Consider the following 18,572-nt stretch of genomic DNA (forward strand, 5'->3'; position numbering starts at 1 on the left):
CTTTATATTATGCGCTTGGTATATTTCTTTTCATACTAGCCTTCATTTGCTCTAATTTTATAGTATTTTCATTTCTTCTTGCTTTATTTTCATTTTGTATTGCTTTAGTATCTTCTATACCTTTTATTATTGTTTGGTAGGATTTTTCTAATGTTTCAATTGCTACAACACTTCCTGAACTCATTCTAGCTATATCTACAGATTGTCTAGCAGTAGATTGTGCATTTCTCATTATAAGCTCATTAGTTTTATCATCTAATTGTTTTAAAGATTTTGCTTGTATTTCTTGTCTTTTTAAAATTATAGCTTGTGCTAAACATTGCTTAAATATTGGCAATGTTATTATAAAAGATGTATTTATCTTTCTTAATAAATTAAAGTTTGACATTTGCATTGTCTGAATCATCGGCGCTGCTTGTATAGCTATATTTTCAGCTACTTTTAAATCATATAAACGTTGTTGTAGCATTTCCTTACAAACTTCAAGTTTTTGAATCATCATATATCTTTCTTCAGGATTCATAGTGTTGTCATTTGTAAATTGATTTATATACATATCAACTTCTTCAGCTGCTAATTCACCAGCAACAATGTATTTCTCTAACTGCTTATAATGTTCTAAGTTTCCATCATATAGCTTTTTAAGCTTTGCATTTGATTCTTTTATTTCATTTTCATACCTTTTAAGAAGTACATAAACTTTTTCTATTTCATATCCCATAGTATCATATTTTTGGAATAACTTAGCTATAGTATCGCCTGCCTTTTTAAACAATTTTGTCATTAAACTTGATTGCTTTTGATTTTCAAGTTCTTTTATATCAAACTTGTCCATAATTTTAGTAAGACTTACAAGCATTTCTCCTGCTTCCTCAGCTTTTACTTCTTTCATAGATGATAATAATTCATCAGATATTTTTGATATATTTTCACTTGCTTTTTGTCCAAATTGAATTATAGAATTTAAATTTTGTACTTCTATTTCATTAGTTAAATTTTGAACTTCTGGTAACTGTCTTAAATTTTGTTTATAAATATCACTTTGTTCTATTATATCTACTTCACTGTTAAATTCATTCATGATATATCTCCTATATTGTTACTTTTATTTAAATAGCTTTGTAAATACACTTGGTTTTATTAAACTAAAGACTAACTTATTGTATGTTGTGTCATAGCTTATTTTATCTAATCTTACTTGGTTAAATTTATCACTTCTTATTACATTACTTAAATTACACATTCCAGAAGGATTGAATATTATAATATCAATTCCTATATTATGAAGATATCCAAGTAACATAATCATATTTTCACTTATAGTATCTTCTTTATTTAAAAATATAACTATTTTAGGAATATCTCCAACAAAATCAAAATTATCTATTATTCTTATAATATCATGGTTCAAATTAAGAACTAATACAAGTAGTTTTAAGCAACTATCTTTATCTAATTTATTTACAAATAAATCATTCCTTTTTATTACTTCATTAAATTTATTAAGTAAAAAGTTTTGTACTACTTCATTGTATTTTTGAAATTTATAGATATTTAATTTTTTAATTTCCTCTATATCAAAAGTACCATCACTTAGTTGACAAAACATAAGTTGAAACATCTCATCACTTATGCCTTCATCATATGATATTTTTCCATTCTCAAAGAATAATTTATTTGAAGATGAAATAGGATATGGTTCTAAGCATTTAGATACTAATTTAACATATTTACTTCTATCAGCATACGCACCATCTATTTTATAAAAGAAAGTTGGAACTTTAACTATATTTCCATCAACATCAAATCCATCTCTTAACTTAGCTGGCTCATTAAAGTAAATCTCTATATCTTCTACTATAGTGTCTAAAAGTACACTTTTAGTAAATCCATTTCTAAACTGCCATGGTTTAAACATTCCTGTATTTACAAAAAGCTCTTCATGTATTTCTTTTTGAATTTGTTTTGTGATAGTCTCTATATTCTCTATTATTTTTCCCTTTTTACATCTTTCATTAAAAGATTCTATTGAGTCTATTTTCATACTTTTTTTACATATACTCAATTTATCTTTATCTATTTCTTCGAAATATTCTTCTTTTAAAGGGTTTATATATAAAATATCAAAATTCATCTTATAAAGTAACATTAAAAAGTAGATTTCATGTCTTTCTATTTTTCCGTAATAAATACATAGAGGATTATAGCCCTTATTAAAATCAATATTTTTAACGTACATATATGTCCAAACTATAAGTTTTGTTATAAAGTTATTTCTTATATTATCATTAAAAAAATTTTCATTTTTCATGCCTAAATTAACTGCATATTGTAATGCTTCTAAAAACTTATTGTTAATTTGAAAATCATCAAATATAGTTATATCTTGATTAATCAAATCATTTATATTCATAGTTTGTAATTCATTATATATATATTGTATAAGTTCCATTTCTCCACTTAATACAATTTCATTATCAAATATTAAACATGCATTTTCTAGTTCACTACATTTTGATTGAAGTGTTTTTAATTCATCATTATACTTAAAAAAATCTTCAATTCCTATAAATCTATAAAAATAATTTTTATCATTATTTTTCAATTTAATTTGCAACAATAATCCCCCTTTCTAAGTGTCTAATATAGTTACTATTTCCCGTATTCTTATATTTTATATTATAACATAAAGTATAAAATTAATATATTTCTTAAATATATGTAAAAAAATTTTATTATCTATTCTAAAAATACTTTTATTGAAATAAAAAAGATATTAACATAGTTTCATGTTAATATCTTTTTATTTAATATTTATTTTGTATAAATTCCTAATAGTAATAATATACAAGTCCAAATTATAGCAAGTAAAGAATATATAATATATTCTTTAAAAATATTAAATAAAATACTAGCTATAAATATAATACTTATAAGTCCAACTATTTTCATAACAACTCTTTTATACTTTTCTTTTTCTTCCTTGCTAAGTGGTTTATTTCTATGCTCTTGAGGAGCAATCTTATAAATTATATACATACTAAAAATCATAAATAATATTAATAAATACTTATATTTATTAATATTTATGTTATTAGCCATAAAAATAGTTATGGTATAAATAACAACAAATGTCAACGTACACTCTGTATAATTTCTAGCATGATACCCACCAGTAAATTGTCTTATACTGCAATAACAAGTTAAAAAGATAATTGTATGTATAAATCTATCAAAAATAGCACCTATAAATAATGCTACTGATATATTTACTATAAAATAAATCAATGTTTCAAAACCATACCTATATATTTCAAAATCTTCGTCCTCTATTATATCATTTTTACTAAGCATATCAGCAAACTTATATGATAAACTTTTAAACATATTTCCTCCTCATTCATAAAGCCTCTCCTTATAATTAAGGAGAGGCTTATCTCTTATATTATTTCTTTAGTTTATTTAAAGCTTGAGGTTCTTTTGCTTGATGCGCTATCCATGAACTTGCACTATTTGCTGATAATACAGCTATCCCTAAACTTAATGCTGACATATTTTTTAATAACTTTAATGCTATTTTTTTCATTAGTCTACTCTCCTATCCACCTATTGGTATCATTATTTTTAATATAAATTCATTATCTGAGTAATTAACAACTACTTCACCATCATATTTATCAACTATATATTCAATACTAGCAAGACCTATCCCATGTATCTTTTCATCATCTTTACTAGTTTTTATACGTTCATCAATAATTCTAATATCATTCACTTTAGAATTTATAAATTTTATTATTGAAAAACCATTAATATATGTGGCTTTTACCTCTATCCTTTTTTCTATTTCATTATCTATATTAACACATGCTTCTATTGCATTATCTATTGCATTTGCAAATATAGCACATATATCAATATCTTTAATAAAACCTAACTTAGATATATTTATATTATCTTCAAACTTAATATTATGTTTTTTACAAAGATGTATTTTTTCGCCTAAAATTATATCTAATGTTTTATTTCCTGTATTTTTAACTTTCTCAAAATCACCTATTTGATTTTCTAAATTATTTATGTAAGATATTATTTCTTCTTTTGTGTCATACCCCTTCATACAGATCATATGATTTTTTAAATCATGATAAACAAATTTTAATCTATCATATATATCATATATATTTTCATAGTTTTTGTGATTTGTTTTTATTCTTTCATTTATAAGCTCATACTCTAATTTAACTTTATCATCTTCTATAATTTTTCTTATTACTATTAAAAGTACTATACTTGATAATACTATAAGTGCTGTTGTAAATACTAACACAATAATATGTTCCGTACTAATTCCATCACTTTTTAAGTTATACCCAAAAATTAACAATAAGCTAACTATATTTGATAATAATGGCAAGCTTATTAGTATCATATCTTTTGGTTTAAAGTCTAATGATAATTTAAAATACTTAAAGATTATAAGAGTTATAGATAAAAATATTTTTGATACTATAATAGCTTCTATCCTAAATAAATTACCATTTAAAATTATGTTAATATTATTTAGTTCATTCATCATTACTACTATACTTACAGCTAACCCTTCAGCAAGAATTAACCCTAACCAAAATAATAGTGTAACTAATACACATTTATATATTTTATCTTTATAAAATAAAGAATAGAATATACCTCCTACTATCATACATATGATAATCTTTGTATTTGGATTAATACCAGATACATTGATAGATCCCATAAGTATAAATATGAACATAATTCCAAGTATATATTTTATATTAGATAATTTTCTCTTTCCAAATGAGTCAATTGATAAAAAGAAAATAATCCAGTCTACAGTCCCTGTGGCTATATTAATAATATCCCATAATTCTATATTTAATTTTTCTAACATACTATATCTCCTAATATATTAATTAGCACTAATTCTAATATTTAATTAGATGCTAATTATTATTATATATTCTACCATTTTTAGACTATTTTGTAAACTTTCAGACATTAATCGTCATTTTAATAAGTTTTACTGTCACGCAAATATATTAAGTTTAATTTTTTCAAAATAAAAAGTACTCATAGATAATATATGAGTACTTTTTATTTAAATAAATTTTATTTTATCTTTATTTTCATTGTAACTAATTATATTACCATCATAAATTTTATTACATATTATAACATTAGATATTTTGTTAATATTAATAACAATATATTCTTTGCTATAACAATATAAACATAATCCATCCTTCCTTAATATATAAGAAATTGGATATACTTCAAATTTTTCATCATTTATTTCTAATTCTATAAAAGATTTATTATCTAGTGCTATATCTATATCTTTACATATTTCAGTTTTAGTATCAAACTTATCTTCAAATAAATCTATTATAAATCTATCTTTAATATTATCTAAAATTTTAGTACACTTACTTTTATCTACAGACTTAAACTTATCTATTAAAAAAGATTCGCTTATGTTTTTGCTGATACTTTCACCTATATAAAGTGCAAATATTAAAGATTCATAATCACTATATTTTAATACATGCTTTGCTATTATATAGTTTTTATCAATCTCTACACCTCCATTTACACCTCTATATGTTATTATAGGTATTCCTATTATAGATAATTTGTCTAAATCTCTTCTTATAGTTTTTGTAGATACATTAAAAACCTTAGATAGTTCCTTAATTGTAACTTTAGAACTACTTCTTAATAAATAAAATACAATGTCTAGTAGTCTCATTAATATTACCTTCGAAGTTATTATTTATAGTATAATTATTTATGATTTTTTAACCACATTATTGCACTGTATGCATGTATAGCAGCACCTGTTGGTAAAACATCTTCATTAAACACTACTTTAGTATTATGCATTGGTTTACCGAACTCTGGATTCTCATTAGCAGCTCCAGCTCCTAATATTATATATAAACTTGGAACTTCATATGAGTAAGAAGCGAAGTCTTCAGAACCCATTCCTCCACCTTCAAACATGTAGATCCCTCTTTCACCTACGATGTCTTTTAAGTATCCAGTAACTTCATTTGCTAAATCATTATCATTAGCTAATGGTGGAACAGAAGATAATTCTATTAATTCAGCTTCTCCTCTGAACATTTTAGCAGTTGTAGTAACTATTTCATTCATTCTGTTAAATATGAATTCTCCTACTTCTTTATCTAAAGTTCTTATTGTTCCCTCCATAACAACTTCACCAGGTATTATATTTGGTGCATCTCCACCTGCAAATTTACCTATTGTTACAACTACTGGTTGAGTAGCAACTATTTCTCTACTTGTTATTCCTTGTATAGCTAAGTATATATGAGCTGCTATGTTTATTGGATCTACTCCAGTTTCTGGCATAGCCCCATGACATCCAGTTCCTTTTACAACTATTCTAAATCTGTTACATCCACCTATACTTGTTCCTAGTCCACATACTACTAAGTTTGATGGTGTTCCAGAGTTAACATGCATCGCCATTGCAGCATCTACTTTAGGATTTGAAAGTACTCCAGCTTCTATCATTTTTTTAGCTCCAGTGAACCCTTCTTCATCAGGTTGGAATACTAACTTAACTGTTCCTTCTATTTCATCTTGGTTTTGCTTAAGTAATTTAGCAGCTCCAAGTAACATTGCAGTATGCATATCATGTCCACAAGAGTGCATGCATCCATTTGTAGCAGCAAAATCACATGATGTAGATTCTTCCATTGGAAGAGCATCCATATCGGCTCTTAATAAGAAAGTCTTTCCTGGCTTAGGACCTTCAATAGTAGCTACTATACCACTTTCACATATTTCTTTAGGTTCATATCCAAATTCTCTTAACTTATCCATTACATAAGCTTTTGTTTTAGGTAATACTGCTCCTACTTCAGGATTACTATGAATTGTTCTTCTATAATCTATTAAATCGTCTTTTATTTCTTTAGCTTGTTCTATGAATTTATTCATAATTTCACCTCATATGTTTTTGATTTAGTTTATTTTTAGCATATCTAAATATATTAATTCAGTTAAGTATGTAATTAAATTAATATACTATATAATTTTACACTTCATAAATTTATACGTATAAATTATATATTAGATAATAATAAAAAAAGTGGACATATACAGTCCACTTTTTTTATTTTTTTCATTTTATTTAGTTTTTTAACTATTTTTATCTAAATCAATATTATTAGTTAATACATCATATCCTGTATAGGCAAGAGCTAATGCTCCAATTAATAATCTTTCATGAGCTAGTTTGGTTGTTGTTGCATCTGCCATTTCTACACTGTGGCTTGTTATGCAACAGTCAGTTATTCCAATATATGGATGTATAGTAGGAGTCTTATGACTTACATTTCCAATATCACTTGATCCACTTTGTCTTGACTCATAAATATCCGTAATTCCTAAGTTTTTTAAATTTTCAGTAAAGGCTTCTGATAAATTTTCATTTGTAACTAAGTTATCATTAGGTAATTCATATCTACTCATTTCAAGAGTTGCACCTGTCATAAGAGCAGCTCCTTTTGCAATTTTTTTAACTTTTTCTAATAATTCATCTAAAGTTTCTTTCTTATCTGCTCTAAAATAAAACTGCGCTGTTGCTTCATCTGGAACTATATTTGCAGCTACTCCACCATTAGTTATTATTCCGTGCATTCTAACATCTGGAGTAACATGTTGACGTAGGGCATCTATACCATTAAATAATTGTATTACACTATTTAATGCATTTATTCCATCTTGTGGACATGATGCTGCATGAGCTGTTTTTCCTTTATAAGTAAACTGTAGTGGGTAAAGTGCCATAGATGTCCCACTTTTAGCAGTTATATCTGCTGGATGAACCATCATAGCTACATCTAATTCATCAAATACGCCTTCCTCTGCAAGTATAACTTTTGCTCCATTAGTTTCTTCTGCTGGAGTTCCATATACTATAATACGTCCTCCTACTTCATCTATTACTTTGCTTAAAATTACTCCTGCTCCTGTTGACATAGTTCCTATCATATTATGACCACATCCATGACCTATTAAAGGAAGAGCATCATATTCACATAAATACCCTATAGTTGGACCTTCTTTTTTACTATCATAAATTGCTCTAAAAGCAGTCTCTATACCCAGTAACTCTTTTTCTATTTCAAAATTATGTTCTTTTAAAAAGTTAGTTAATACTTCAACAGCTTTATATTCCTTATTCCCAAGCTCTGGATTTTCGTAAATATAATCACTTATTTCACATAACTTTTCATGTACTTCTTGTCCTTTTTCTAATAATATATTCTTCATTTTATATCCCTCCAAAATATTTTTAAGCCCATCCTATTAATGATGCTATTGTTATAAACCCTATTGAACATATAAATAATATAATTTGTAATGGTATTATCCATTTTAACCATTTACCATAAGGAACCCCTGCTATACCTAAGCATGCTATTAGTACTCCTGATGTAGGAAACATTGCATTAGAGAATCCATCCCCTAATTGATATATTAAAACTGTTAATTGACGAGATATTCCTACTAAATCTCCTAATGGTGCAAGTATTGGCATTGTTAAAGCTGCTTGCCCCGAACCAGAGTTTATAAAGAAGTTTATAAACATTTGTATAGGATACATTACATATGCAGCAAGTAAAGATGGTAAGTTTCCTATTATATTAGATAAATTGTATAAAATAGTATCTATTATATTTGCATTTTCTGCTATTATCATTATTCCTCTAGCAAATCCTATCATAATTGCTGGGCCTATCATTCCCTTTGCACCTTCAATAAATGCATTTGCCATTTGATCTAGAGATAATTTTCCAAGAACTCCACTTATAAATCCTACAGCTAAAAATACTGCTCCTATTTCTGATATCCAAAAACCTTTATCTAATACTCCCCATACTATTACTCCTATAGCTATTGCAAAAGTTAATAATATAAATTTATGAGATAATGTAAAATCATCTTTTCTCTCTTCAAAACTTTGTAGGCTTTTACGCTTTACTTGATCACTTTCATAAACTGTACTTATTTCTGGATTTTTCTTAACTTTCACTGCATAAGCCATTATAAATGCAGTTCCTACAGCAGTTGTCATAAACCATATAATAGTACGAAATTCTATACCTGAATATAATTGAATACCTGCTATAGACTGTGCAATACCTACTGTAAATGGATTAAGCATTGCTGATGAAAATCCAAGTGTACAAGCTAAACTAGTTATTGCAACTGCAACTATACTATCATATCCTAATGCTAATGTTAGAGGTGCTAAAATTGATATAAATGCAACTGACTCTTCACTCATTCCAAATGTAGCTCCTCCTAATGAAAATGAAAATATGATAATTGGTAATAATAAAATCTCTTTACCCTTAAATAAATTAACTATTCTGACTATTCCAAAGTCAATAGCTCTAGTTTCAGCTATTAAATTAAATGCGCCTCCTATAATAAATAAAAATGCTATAATTTCTGCTCCATCTATAATCCCTTGTATAGGTGCTTGTAAAATTTTAAATAAATTTTGTGGCTGACTTTCAATATATTTAAATGATCCGTCTACTACTATATATTTTCCAGCTTCATTTATTACTGTTTCATATTTTCCACCTGGTATAAAATAAGTTGCTATAGATACGATCATAATAATTGATGCAATAATTACTAATGTATGTGGTACTTTTATACCTTTTTTATCTATTTTGCTATTCTTTTGTTGTTTTATTTTTGATAGTTCCATACTCTTTCTCCATTTCAGTTATAATTTCATATGATAGTTGGCCAAACTTATCATAAAAAAAGCCTCTTAGCAATTATGCTAAGAGGCGAGTTTCCGCGGTACCACTCTTATTGGTAAGTTTATATAAATATCAATATAAGAATAATAACATAGAAATATTTTAATAAAAAAAGCCCCTTGGAATAAAATCCAAGAGGCGAACTATCTCCGCGTTACCACTCTTATTGGTAAAAAACTTACCCACTCAATCTCTTAAGGCGAGAACACCTACTGCCATACTCAATTTTCCTGCAGTCTTCTCCAAAGCTCTTTTCACATAACCCTCAATGCATAGCTTCCACCATCCTATGCTCTCTATAAAATTAAATTATGCTACTCTCTTTTTCATAGAATTTTGTTATCGTTTTTTTCAATTATACTATTATATTTATTTTTATGTCAATATTTTTTATTTAATTAATTTTAAATATTTTCTAAATATTATAATTAAGCATAATGTTATTCTTGATACTATAATAATTTCTATAGTAATTTTTATTTATATTTTTCTAAGCATTTTTCTTAGTTCTAAAACATATAGAGTATATTAATACTACTGCAAAACATACTACTGGAATTAAAAATGATGAACGAACTGCTGCTTGAGCTCCTGAGTATGCTGGTACTATTGATGATAACATTCCTGTATCTATCATTTTTCCCATTATAGGAGTTATAACTGCACCTCCTAATATTGCCATTATAAGACCTGCTGCTCCAACCTTAACTTCTTCTCCTAAGTCCTTAAGTGCTATACCATAAATTGTTGGGAACATTAATGACATACAAGCTGAAATTGCTACTAAACACCATACAGATTGATTTATTGGTAAGTATATAGTTCCTAAGCTACATAATATACCTCCGACTGCAAATACTGCCATCATTATCGCTGGATCTATATATTTCATTAAAGCTGTACATATCCAACGACAAACTATGAATGATATTATAGCTATTAAGTAATATCCTGATGCTGTAGCTTCATCTAATCCAAGATTAGTCATTACATATCCTATAGTCCAAGTCCATACAGCTATTTGAACTCCAACATAGAAAAATTGTGCTATTACTCCAAATATATATCTAGGTATTTTTACTAATTTACCAATTGAACTTACTATATTAAGATCCCCTGATGTATCCTTTTCTGAATCTTTATGCTTTTTGAAAAATGCCCATATTATTATTGCTATTGCAACTAATCCTACATATGGTACACATACCCATAGTAATTCATTAGCTCTAATAGAGCTTAATGCTTCTGGACTCATAGCTATACGTTCTTCATAAGTTGCAGGATTTAAATTACTTAAAATAAAATATTTAGCCATTATAATACCTGTTAATGATCCTAATGGGTTAAATGCTTGAGCTAGATTAAGACGACGTACACTAGTTTCTTCTGGTCCTAGAGATATTACATAAGGATTGCAAGTTGTTTCTAATATAGATAACCCTCCTGCTAAAACAAATACTGAACCTAAAAATAAATTAAAGTTTTGAGATATTGCTGCTGGTATATATCCCATAGCCCCTACTATATATAAGCCTAATCCTACTAATACTCCAGTTCTATATGAATATTTTTTTATAAGTATTGCTGCTGGAAGTGCTAATACTGCATACGAACCATAAAATGCAACTTGAGTTAATGATGCATCTGCAGCCTCTAGCATAAATATTCTACCAAATGCAGGTACCAAGTTATCTGTCATATTATTTAATAATCCCCATAGTATAAAACATGATACAAGCATTATAAAATGTACTGTATATTTTTTTGGAACAATTGGTGTTGAATCTTGTTTATTTCCTACAGAACTTTTTAACTTACCTTCCATTTTAGTTCCCCCCTAATATATTCTCTTTGCATACTTAACCTTAATTATTTTCTATTTCTATAACGCTTAAATCCTGGATGTCTTCCTGTTACTCCGTATCCTTTTCTCATTCCAATTAATCTATTTATGTTCTTTTCTGATATTTCTTTTTCTCCTCCTAATAAATGTGCTGTTAAGCTTATTTTTGCATATAATTCTAATGTTTCCATTCTATAATATGCTGTTATTAAATCAGAACCTACTGTAAGTGCTCCATGATTTTCAAGTAATAATACATCATGTTCTTGTAAATATGGCGCTATTGCATCTGGAACTTCATAAGTAGATGGTGTTCCATATGGAGTTACTGGTATTGATCCTATTGCTATTACTGTCTCTATCATAGTATATCTATCCATATCTAAGTGAGCTACTGCATATCCTGTTGCTGTTGGTGGATGTGCATGAACTACTGCCCCTACATCTTCTCTTTCTTTATAACATCTTAAATGCATCTTTATTTCTGATGATGGTTTTGCACCTTCTGGCCCATCTAGTATTTCACCATTTTCATCTATATGAACTAATTTTTCTGGAGTTATAAAACTTTTACTTATTCCTGTTGGAGTTGCTAAAAAAGTTCCATCTTCTAGTTTTACACTTACATTACCATCATTAGCTGCAACCCATCCTAATTGCCACATTTTATGGCATACATCGCATATTTGTTCTCTTATTTCCATATATGATAAAGTTTTTACACATTCCATTTAATTTGCCCCCTTAAATTTTAGTCTACTACTACACCTTTTTGTAATATTATATTTGCATATAAAGCTTTTTCACCTGTTGCAATTATTGCATACGCTTTTTTAGCTTCATCATAAAATTTAAATCTTTCTATAGTTCCTACTGTATCTTCTCCACGACTATCATGTTTTTTAATTATATCTTTATATTCATTCCATATAGGAGTTTCTACATTATCACCTTTCATAACTTCCATTAAATTAACTGGCTTTTCTACATAAGTATCTAGTGGAAAAACTGTTAATATTGCATCTAGCAACTCTGGTACTCCATGACCATCACATCGAATTACTATACAGTCCTTTCCCATGCTTTCAGCTGGAAAATTCCCATCAGATATTACTATTTGATCACTATGTCCCATTTCACATAAAACCTTTAGTAGTTCTGGGGATAAAATTTGAGGTATATTTTTTAACATTTTACTGCCTCCTTAGTTTCAATTATTTCTTTAAAAGTATCATACTTTTCATTCCATACTTTTGTATTAGTAGGATAATAGTTGATTATATCTTGTGAATTTTTAATTATTTGGCGTGCTTCTTTTAAGTCTTTAATTTCATTTCTTGCCATCAATTGAATTGCTATATTTCCAAGTACTGTAGCTTCTATAGGACCTGCTGATACATTAATATCACAAGCATTTGCAGTCATTTGACATAAAAGTTTACTTTGTATACCTCCACCAAGCATATAAAGAGTTTTATAATTTTTATTTGTACAGTCTTTGATTTCTTCTAGTGCATAACGATACTTAAGTGCCAGACTTTCATTAATACATCTAACTATCTCACCTTCATTTTGTGGTACTTCTTGATTTGTTTTCATACAATATTCTTTGATTCTATTTGGAATATTTCCAGCTGGAACAAATACTGGATCATCTGGATCTATAAAACATTTAAATGGTTTTGTTTTTTTCGCTAACTCTTCTAACTCACTAAAGCTATATTCTTTTCCTTCTCTTTCCCATTGTCTTTTACTTTCTTGAATTAACCAAAGACCTATAATATTTTTTAAAAATGATGCTTTATTTTCATATCCGCCTTCATTAGTTATATTATAATGTTCTGATTTTTCATTTATTATAGGTTCATCAATCTCCGTTCCTAAAAGAGACCATGTTCCACAACTTAAAAATACAAAATCATCTTCCATTGCTGGCGCTGATACTAATGCACTTTGAGTATCATGTCCTGCTACAGCAACAACATCACACATATCTATACCTAATTCTTCACTTATATCCTCAGATATTTTTCCTATTATAGTTCCACTTGGTACTATTTCTGTAAATATTTTTTTAGGTAGTTCCAATGAATCAATTACTTTATTAGACCAATTTCTATTTTTAGCATCAAATAATTGAGTTGTAGATGCTATAGAGTTTTCAGTAACCTTCTTACCTGTTAATAAATAATTAAATAAGTCAGGCATTAGGAGCATCACATCTGCTCTTTCTAGCAGATGTGATCTTTTTTCTTTTAATGATAGTAATTGAAATGCCGTATTTATCTCCATAAATTGATTACCGGTTATATCATAAAACTCTTCTTTTGATATTTTTTTAAAACTTTCCTCAACCATTCCTGCTGTTCTACCATCTCTATAGTGAACAGGATTTTCAAGTATATTTCCATATTCATCAAGTAGTGCGAAATCAACACCCCATGTATCAATTCCTATACTTTGAATTTTTCCAAATGACTTTGCTTTTATTAGGCTTTGCTTAATTTCAAAGAACAATCTAAGTACATCCCAATACATAGTTCCATTAACAATAACTGGATCATTAGAAAATCTATGTATTTCTTTAATACTTATTTTTGTTCCATCATATACACCAAGCATACATCTTCCACTAGATGCTCCAAAGTCAAATGCTAAGACTTGAGTTTTTAAATTTTCAGTTTTCATGATATCACCTTCTACACATATTACTTATACATTGGTCCATAAGTACTACAAGCTCTGTAGTCTTGACCTTCTTTATCCATACCAAATGCATTCCATGCAGCTGGTCTAAATATTTTTTCTTCATCTACGTTCTGCATACTTACAGGTATTCTTAATATAGAGCATAAAGTTATTATATCCGCTCCTATATGTCCATAACTTATTGCTCCATGGTTAGCTCCCCAGTTGTTCATTACATCATAAGCTGATTTAAATGCACCTTTTCCAGTAAGTCTTGGAGCAAACCAAGTACAAGGCCAAGTATAATCAGTTCTCTTCCATAATTTATCAGATACATCATCTGGAAGTTTTACAGTATATCCTTCTACTAATTGAACAACAGGTCCAAGTCCTTTAACTAAGTTTAAACGCATCATTGTTACTGGCATTTCAGCTTCTGTTAAAAATCTTGAAGAATATCCACCACCTCTAAAGTATCCATTATCTGCTGCATTCCATGTAGTTGACTTTAATATAGCTTCTTGATCTTCTTCTGTTATATCGTACCAAGCTTTCATTACACCATTTCCATTTTCATCTTTTGCTTGGCCACAAGCATCTAAGCAAGATGCTCCTGAATTTATTAAATGTATAAACCCATCAGCTTCCTTAGCTACACCTTCTAGTTCATATCCTGTTGCTTTTTTAACTGCTTCTGGACTCCAATAAGTACGAACATCTGAGAATATTTGTGGAGTATTAGTAAGTAGTTTTCCAAATAGCATACTTATTCCGTTTAATACATCATTTTCAGTTGCTAATATATATGGTTCCCTTTTTCCATTCCAGTCAAATGAAGTATTAAGAAGTGCTTCTGGGAAGTCACAGTTTGGATAGAAATCAGTCCATTGTCTTTGACCTTGGAATCCTGCAGCTATTGCATTGTGACCTAATTTTTCTTCTTCACACCCCTCTGGTAAGTTTTCATTTCCATTCATTAAGTCTTTTATTATGCACATCATTTTAACAACAAATTCCCAATCTGCATCTTTTTGTTCACGAGTTTTTTGAACATGCTCTGGATTTTTATCAAATCCTTCTATACACTTCTCTTTAGTCCATTTTAATGCTCTTTCATATTCATCCTTATCATATATTTCTTCAGTCATTCTTCTTATTACTTCAGTTTCATCAACTGATTCAACTCTCATTCCTAAGTATTCTTCTATAAAAGCAGAATCTATTATAGATCCACCTATTCCCATACATATAGAACCTATTTGTAAATAAGATTTTCCTCTCATAGAAGCTGCTGCTACTGATGCTCTACCAAATCTTAATAATTTTTCTTTAACATCTTCTGGAATTTCTGTTGCATCTGCATCTTGAACATCATGACCATATATACCGAATGCTGGAAGACCTTTTTGTGCATGAGTTGCTAAAACTGATGCTAAATAAACAGCTCCTGGTCTTTCAGTTCCATTGAATCCCCATACTCCCTTTATAGTTGTAGGATCCATATCCATTGTTTCTGATCCATAGCACCAACATGGTGTTACTGTAAGAGTTATATCTACGCCTTCTTTTCTAAATTTTTCTTGGCATGCTGCTGATTCTGGAACTCTACCTATTGTAGTGTCTGCTATAACAACTTTAACTGGTTCACCATTAGAGTATTTTAAGTTTTCTTCAAATAATTTAGCAGCTGATTTAGCCATATTCATTGTTTGTTCTTCAAGAGAACCTCTTACATCTAAAACTCCTTTTCTTGCATCAATTGTTGGTCTTATCCCTATTACTGGGTATCCTCCTACTAATCTACTTTTTGCCATTTTTTTATCCCCCTTATATTTTTATAATATATTTTATAATTTTCTTTTTTTAGTTTAAAAAGTAAGACTTTTTCTTTTTTTCTTACCTTTTATACTTTAATTATACGCATCCCAAGAAACGTTTTCTTGTGATATAATGGTTTAAAAATATAATAATATTCACTTTTTATATTAGGGGGATAGTCTTATGAAATACTTTGATTATAAAGAAAAAAAGCAACACGGTACTTTTGATTTTCCAATTGAATTTTATCATGTTACCCCATCTCATCCTAGGTATAATATGCCTTATCATTGGCATACGGAGTGTGAAATAATAAGAATCTTAAAAGGCGAATTTTCATTAATAATTAATGATGAAAATATACTAGCAAAAAAAGATGATATAATTTTTATTCACGAAGGCATGTTTCATGGTGGAACTCCAAATAACTGTATTTATGAATGCATTGTATTTGATATGAAGGTTTTATTAAAAGAAAATCATACTTGTACAAAACAAATCCAAGATATAATAAATCAAAAAAAAATCATCGGACCTATATTAAAAAGCAATTGTGATGAATTAAGGTCTTGTTGTGATGGATTATTTAAATCAATGAAAGATGAAAATGTAGGATATGAATTTATTACACAAGGCTCTTTATATTATTTAATAGGTATAATATTAAAATATAAATTATATAAAAATAAAAATAAAAGTAATAAGAGAACTGAAGAAAGAATACTTCATTTTAAAAATGTATTATCATTAATAGAAAGTGAATATAGCAGTCCTCTTACTCTTGATGATTTATCAAGAGCTGCAGGTATGACTCCTAAATATTTTTGTAAATTCTTTCATGAGATGACTAATAAAACACCTATTGAATATTTAAATTATTATAGAATAGAAAGTGCTTGCGAACAACTTCTTACAACTGATTACTCTATAACTGAAATTGCTTTAAATTGTGGATTTAATGATAGTAGTTATTTTATAAAAACTTTTAAAAAGCACCGAGGTGTAACACCAAAACAGTACATAAAACAAAATCATTATTTAGAAAAATAAAAAATAGCTCCAGTCATTAGTTAATGACTGGAGCTATTTTTTATTTTTATGCTAAAGTTTCAACTGAAACTAAAGATTTATATAAATTAACAATATCTTCTTTACTAGCTTCTTTTGGGTTTCCTGGTTTACAAGCATCATTATATGCTGATTCTGCTAAGAAATCTATATCTTCAACCTTAACTATATCATTTAAGTTAGATGGTATTCCTATATCACTAGAAAGTTTCTTAACTGCATCTATTGCAGCTTTTCTATATTCTTCTACACTCATAGTCTCAACATTTTCAACACCCATAGCTTTTGCTATATACTTATACTTATCTCCTGTTACATCTGCATTATATTCCATAACTGTTGGTAATATTATTGCATTAGCTATACCATGAGGAGTATCATATAATGCACCTAGAGGGTGTGCCATTGAGTGAACTATTCCAAGTCCTACATTAGAGAATCCCATTCCTGCTATATATTGTCCAAGTGCCATACCTTCTCTACCTTCTGTAGTATTCTTAACTGCACCTCTTAAATTTTGTGATATTAATTCTATAGCTTTTATATGGAACATATCGCTCATAGCCCAAGCAGCCTTTGTTGTAAACCCTTCTATTGCATGAGTTAATGCATCCATTCCAGTAGCAGCAGTTAAACCTTTTGGCATGCTTGACATCATATCTGGATCTACTATTGCTACAACAGGTATATCATTAGTATCTACGCATACAAACTTTCTATTTTTTTCAACATCTGTAATTACATAGTTTATAGTAACTTCTGCAGCAGTTCCTGCTGTTGTTGGTACAGCTATTATAGGTACAGATTTATTTTTAGTTTGTGATAAACCTTCTAAACTTCTAACATCTTCAAATTCTGGATTATTTATTATTATACCAATAGCCTTTGCTGTATCTATAGATGAACCTCCACCTATAGCTATTATGTAATCTGCATTAGAATCTTTAAATGCCTTTACACCACTTTGAACATTTTCTATTGTTGGATTTGGCTTTATATTAGAATATAATTCATATTCAAGATTTTCTTCATCTAATAAATTAGTTACCTTTGTAGTTACCTCAAATTTTATTAAATCTGGGTCTGAGCATACAAATGCTTTTTTAAAATTTCTTCTTTTTACTTCTGTTACTATTTCTTTTATTGCCCCTGATCCATGATATGATGTTTCATTTAGTACTATTCTATTCACCATAATAATATCTCCCCTTAAGTTATTGTTAAATTTTTGTTTTAGTTCTTATAATTATTGTAGTATGTTTATTTTTAGTTTTGTATAACTTTTATAGAATATAAATATAATAATTTTCACT

Annotated in this window: 16 protein-coding genes and 1 other annotated feature; of the genes, 1 reads left to right on the forward strand and 15 read right to left on the reverse strand. The window is 28.1% G+C overall.

Annotated elements, in window-relative coordinates:
* Positions 1-7: 7 nt before the first annotated feature.
* The 14 genes from I2A66_RS08855 to I2A66_RS08920 form a co-directional block, all read right to left on the reverse strand.
* Positions 8-1,081, reverse strand: a complete 1,074-nt coding sequence (locus I2A66_RS08855; RefSeq protein WP_122638674.1) for a toxic anion resistance protein — start codon at positions 1,079-1,081, stop codon at positions 8-10.
* Between the two features lie 24 nt (positions 1,082-1,105).
* Complete coding sequence (locus tag I2A66_RS08860; RefSeq protein ID WP_243238702.1) at positions 1,106-2,617, reverse strand: YceG family protein; 1,512 nt, start codon at positions 2,615-2,617, stop codon at positions 1,106-1,108.
* Between the two features lie 197 nt (positions 2,618-2,814).
* A complete protein-coding gene (locus I2A66_RS08865) occupies positions 2,815-3,387 on the reverse strand; it encodes an accessory gene regulator ArgB-like protein (RefSeq protein WP_122638671.1) in 573 nt (190 codons plus the stop codon).
* A 58-nt stretch (positions 3,388-3,445) separates the two neighbouring features.
* A complete protein-coding gene (locus I2A66_RS08870) occupies positions 3,446-3,586 on the reverse strand; it encodes a cyclic lactone autoinducer peptide (RefSeq protein WP_122638670.1) in 141 nt (46 codons plus the stop codon).
* Between the two features lie 12 nt (positions 3,587-3,598).
* Entirely contained in the window at positions 3,599-4,915 is a 1,317-nt protein-coding gene (locus I2A66_RS08875) for a sensor histidine kinase (RefSeq protein WP_195251460.1), read from the reverse strand.
* Between the two features lie 207 nt (positions 4,916-5,122).
* Positions 5,123-5,773, reverse strand: a complete 651-nt coding sequence (locus tag I2A66_RS08880) for a helix-turn-helix transcriptional regulator (RefSeq protein ID WP_147515838.1) — start codon at positions 5,771-5,773, stop codon at positions 5,123-5,125.
* Positions 5,774-5,808: 35 nt separating this feature from the next.
* A complete protein-coding gene (locus tag I2A66_RS08885) occupies positions 5,809-6,993 on the reverse strand; it encodes a M20 metallopeptidase family protein (RefSeq protein WP_122638668.1) in 1,185 nt (394 codons plus the stop codon).
* A 201-nt stretch (positions 6,994-7,194) separates the two neighbouring features.
* Positions 7,195-8,331 carry a M20 family metallopeptidase gene (locus I2A66_RS08890; protein WP_122638667.1) on the reverse strand — a complete coding sequence of 379 codons (1,137 nt, stop codon included), beginning with the start codon at positions 8,329-8,331 and terminating at the stop codon, positions 7,195-7,197.
* 22 nt (positions 8,332-8,353) lie between these two features.
* Complete coding sequence (locus I2A66_RS08895) at positions 8,354-9,784, reverse strand: YfcC family protein (protein WP_122638666.1); 1,431 nt, start codon at positions 9,782-9,784, stop codon at positions 8,354-8,356.
* A gap of 189 nt (positions 9,785-9,973) precedes the next feature.
* Positions 9,974-10,181, reverse strand: a binding site (T-box leader).
* Positions 10,182-10,332: 151 nt separating this feature from the next.
* Complete coding sequence (gene fucP / locus I2A66_RS08900; RefSeq protein WP_122638665.1) at positions 10,333-11,667, reverse strand: L-fucose:H+ symporter permease; 1,335 nt, start codon at positions 11,665-11,667, stop codon at positions 10,333-10,335.
* A 44-nt stretch (positions 11,668-11,711) separates the two neighbouring features.
* Positions 11,712-12,416, reverse strand: a complete 705-nt coding sequence (locus I2A66_RS08905) for a class II aldolase/adducin family protein (RefSeq protein ID WP_122638664.1) — start codon at positions 12,414-12,416, stop codon at positions 11,712-11,714.
* A 20-nt stretch (positions 12,417-12,436) separates the two neighbouring features.
* Positions 12,437-12,877: an RbsD/FucU family protein gene (locus I2A66_RS08910; protein ID WP_122638663.1), complete on the reverse strand. Its 441-nt coding sequence runs from the start codon at positions 12,875-12,877 to the stop codon at positions 12,437-12,439.
* Complete coding sequence (locus tag I2A66_RS08915; protein ID WP_147515836.1) at positions 12,871-14,373, reverse strand: rhamnulokinase; 1,503 nt, start codon at positions 14,371-14,373, stop codon at positions 12,871-12,873. Before I2A66_RS08915 ends, I2A66_RS08910 begins: the two co-directional genes overlap by 7 nt.
* A gap of 20 nt (positions 14,374-14,393) precedes the next feature.
* Positions 14,394-16,187: an L-fucose isomerase gene (locus tag I2A66_RS08920; protein ID WP_195251462.1), complete on the reverse strand. Its 1,794-nt coding sequence runs from the start codon at positions 16,185-16,187 to the stop codon at positions 14,394-14,396.
* Positions 16,188-16,374: 187 nt separating this feature from the next.
* Between I2A66_RS08920 and I2A66_RS08925 the strand changes: the two genes are divergently transcribed.
* Positions 16,375-17,241, forward strand: coding sequence for an AraC family transcriptional regulator (locus I2A66_RS08925; RefSeq protein ID WP_122638660.1), 867 nt, complete (start codon positions 16,375-16,377; stop codon positions 17,239-17,241).
* A 46-nt stretch (positions 17,242-17,287) separates the two neighbouring features.
* Here the strand turns inward: I2A66_RS08925 and fucO are convergent, their stop codons facing one another.
* A complete protein-coding gene (fucO, locus tag I2A66_RS08930) occupies positions 17,288-18,454 on the reverse strand; it encodes a lactaldehyde reductase (RefSeq protein WP_122638659.1) in 1,167 nt (388 codons plus the stop codon).
* Positions 18,455-18,572: the final 118 nt, after the last annotated feature.

This window comes from Romboutsia sp. 1001713B170207_170306_H8 (assembly GCF_015550495.1).
Classification (GTDB): Bacteria; Bacillota; Clostridia; order Peptostreptococcales; family Peptostreptococcaceae; genus Romboutsia_E.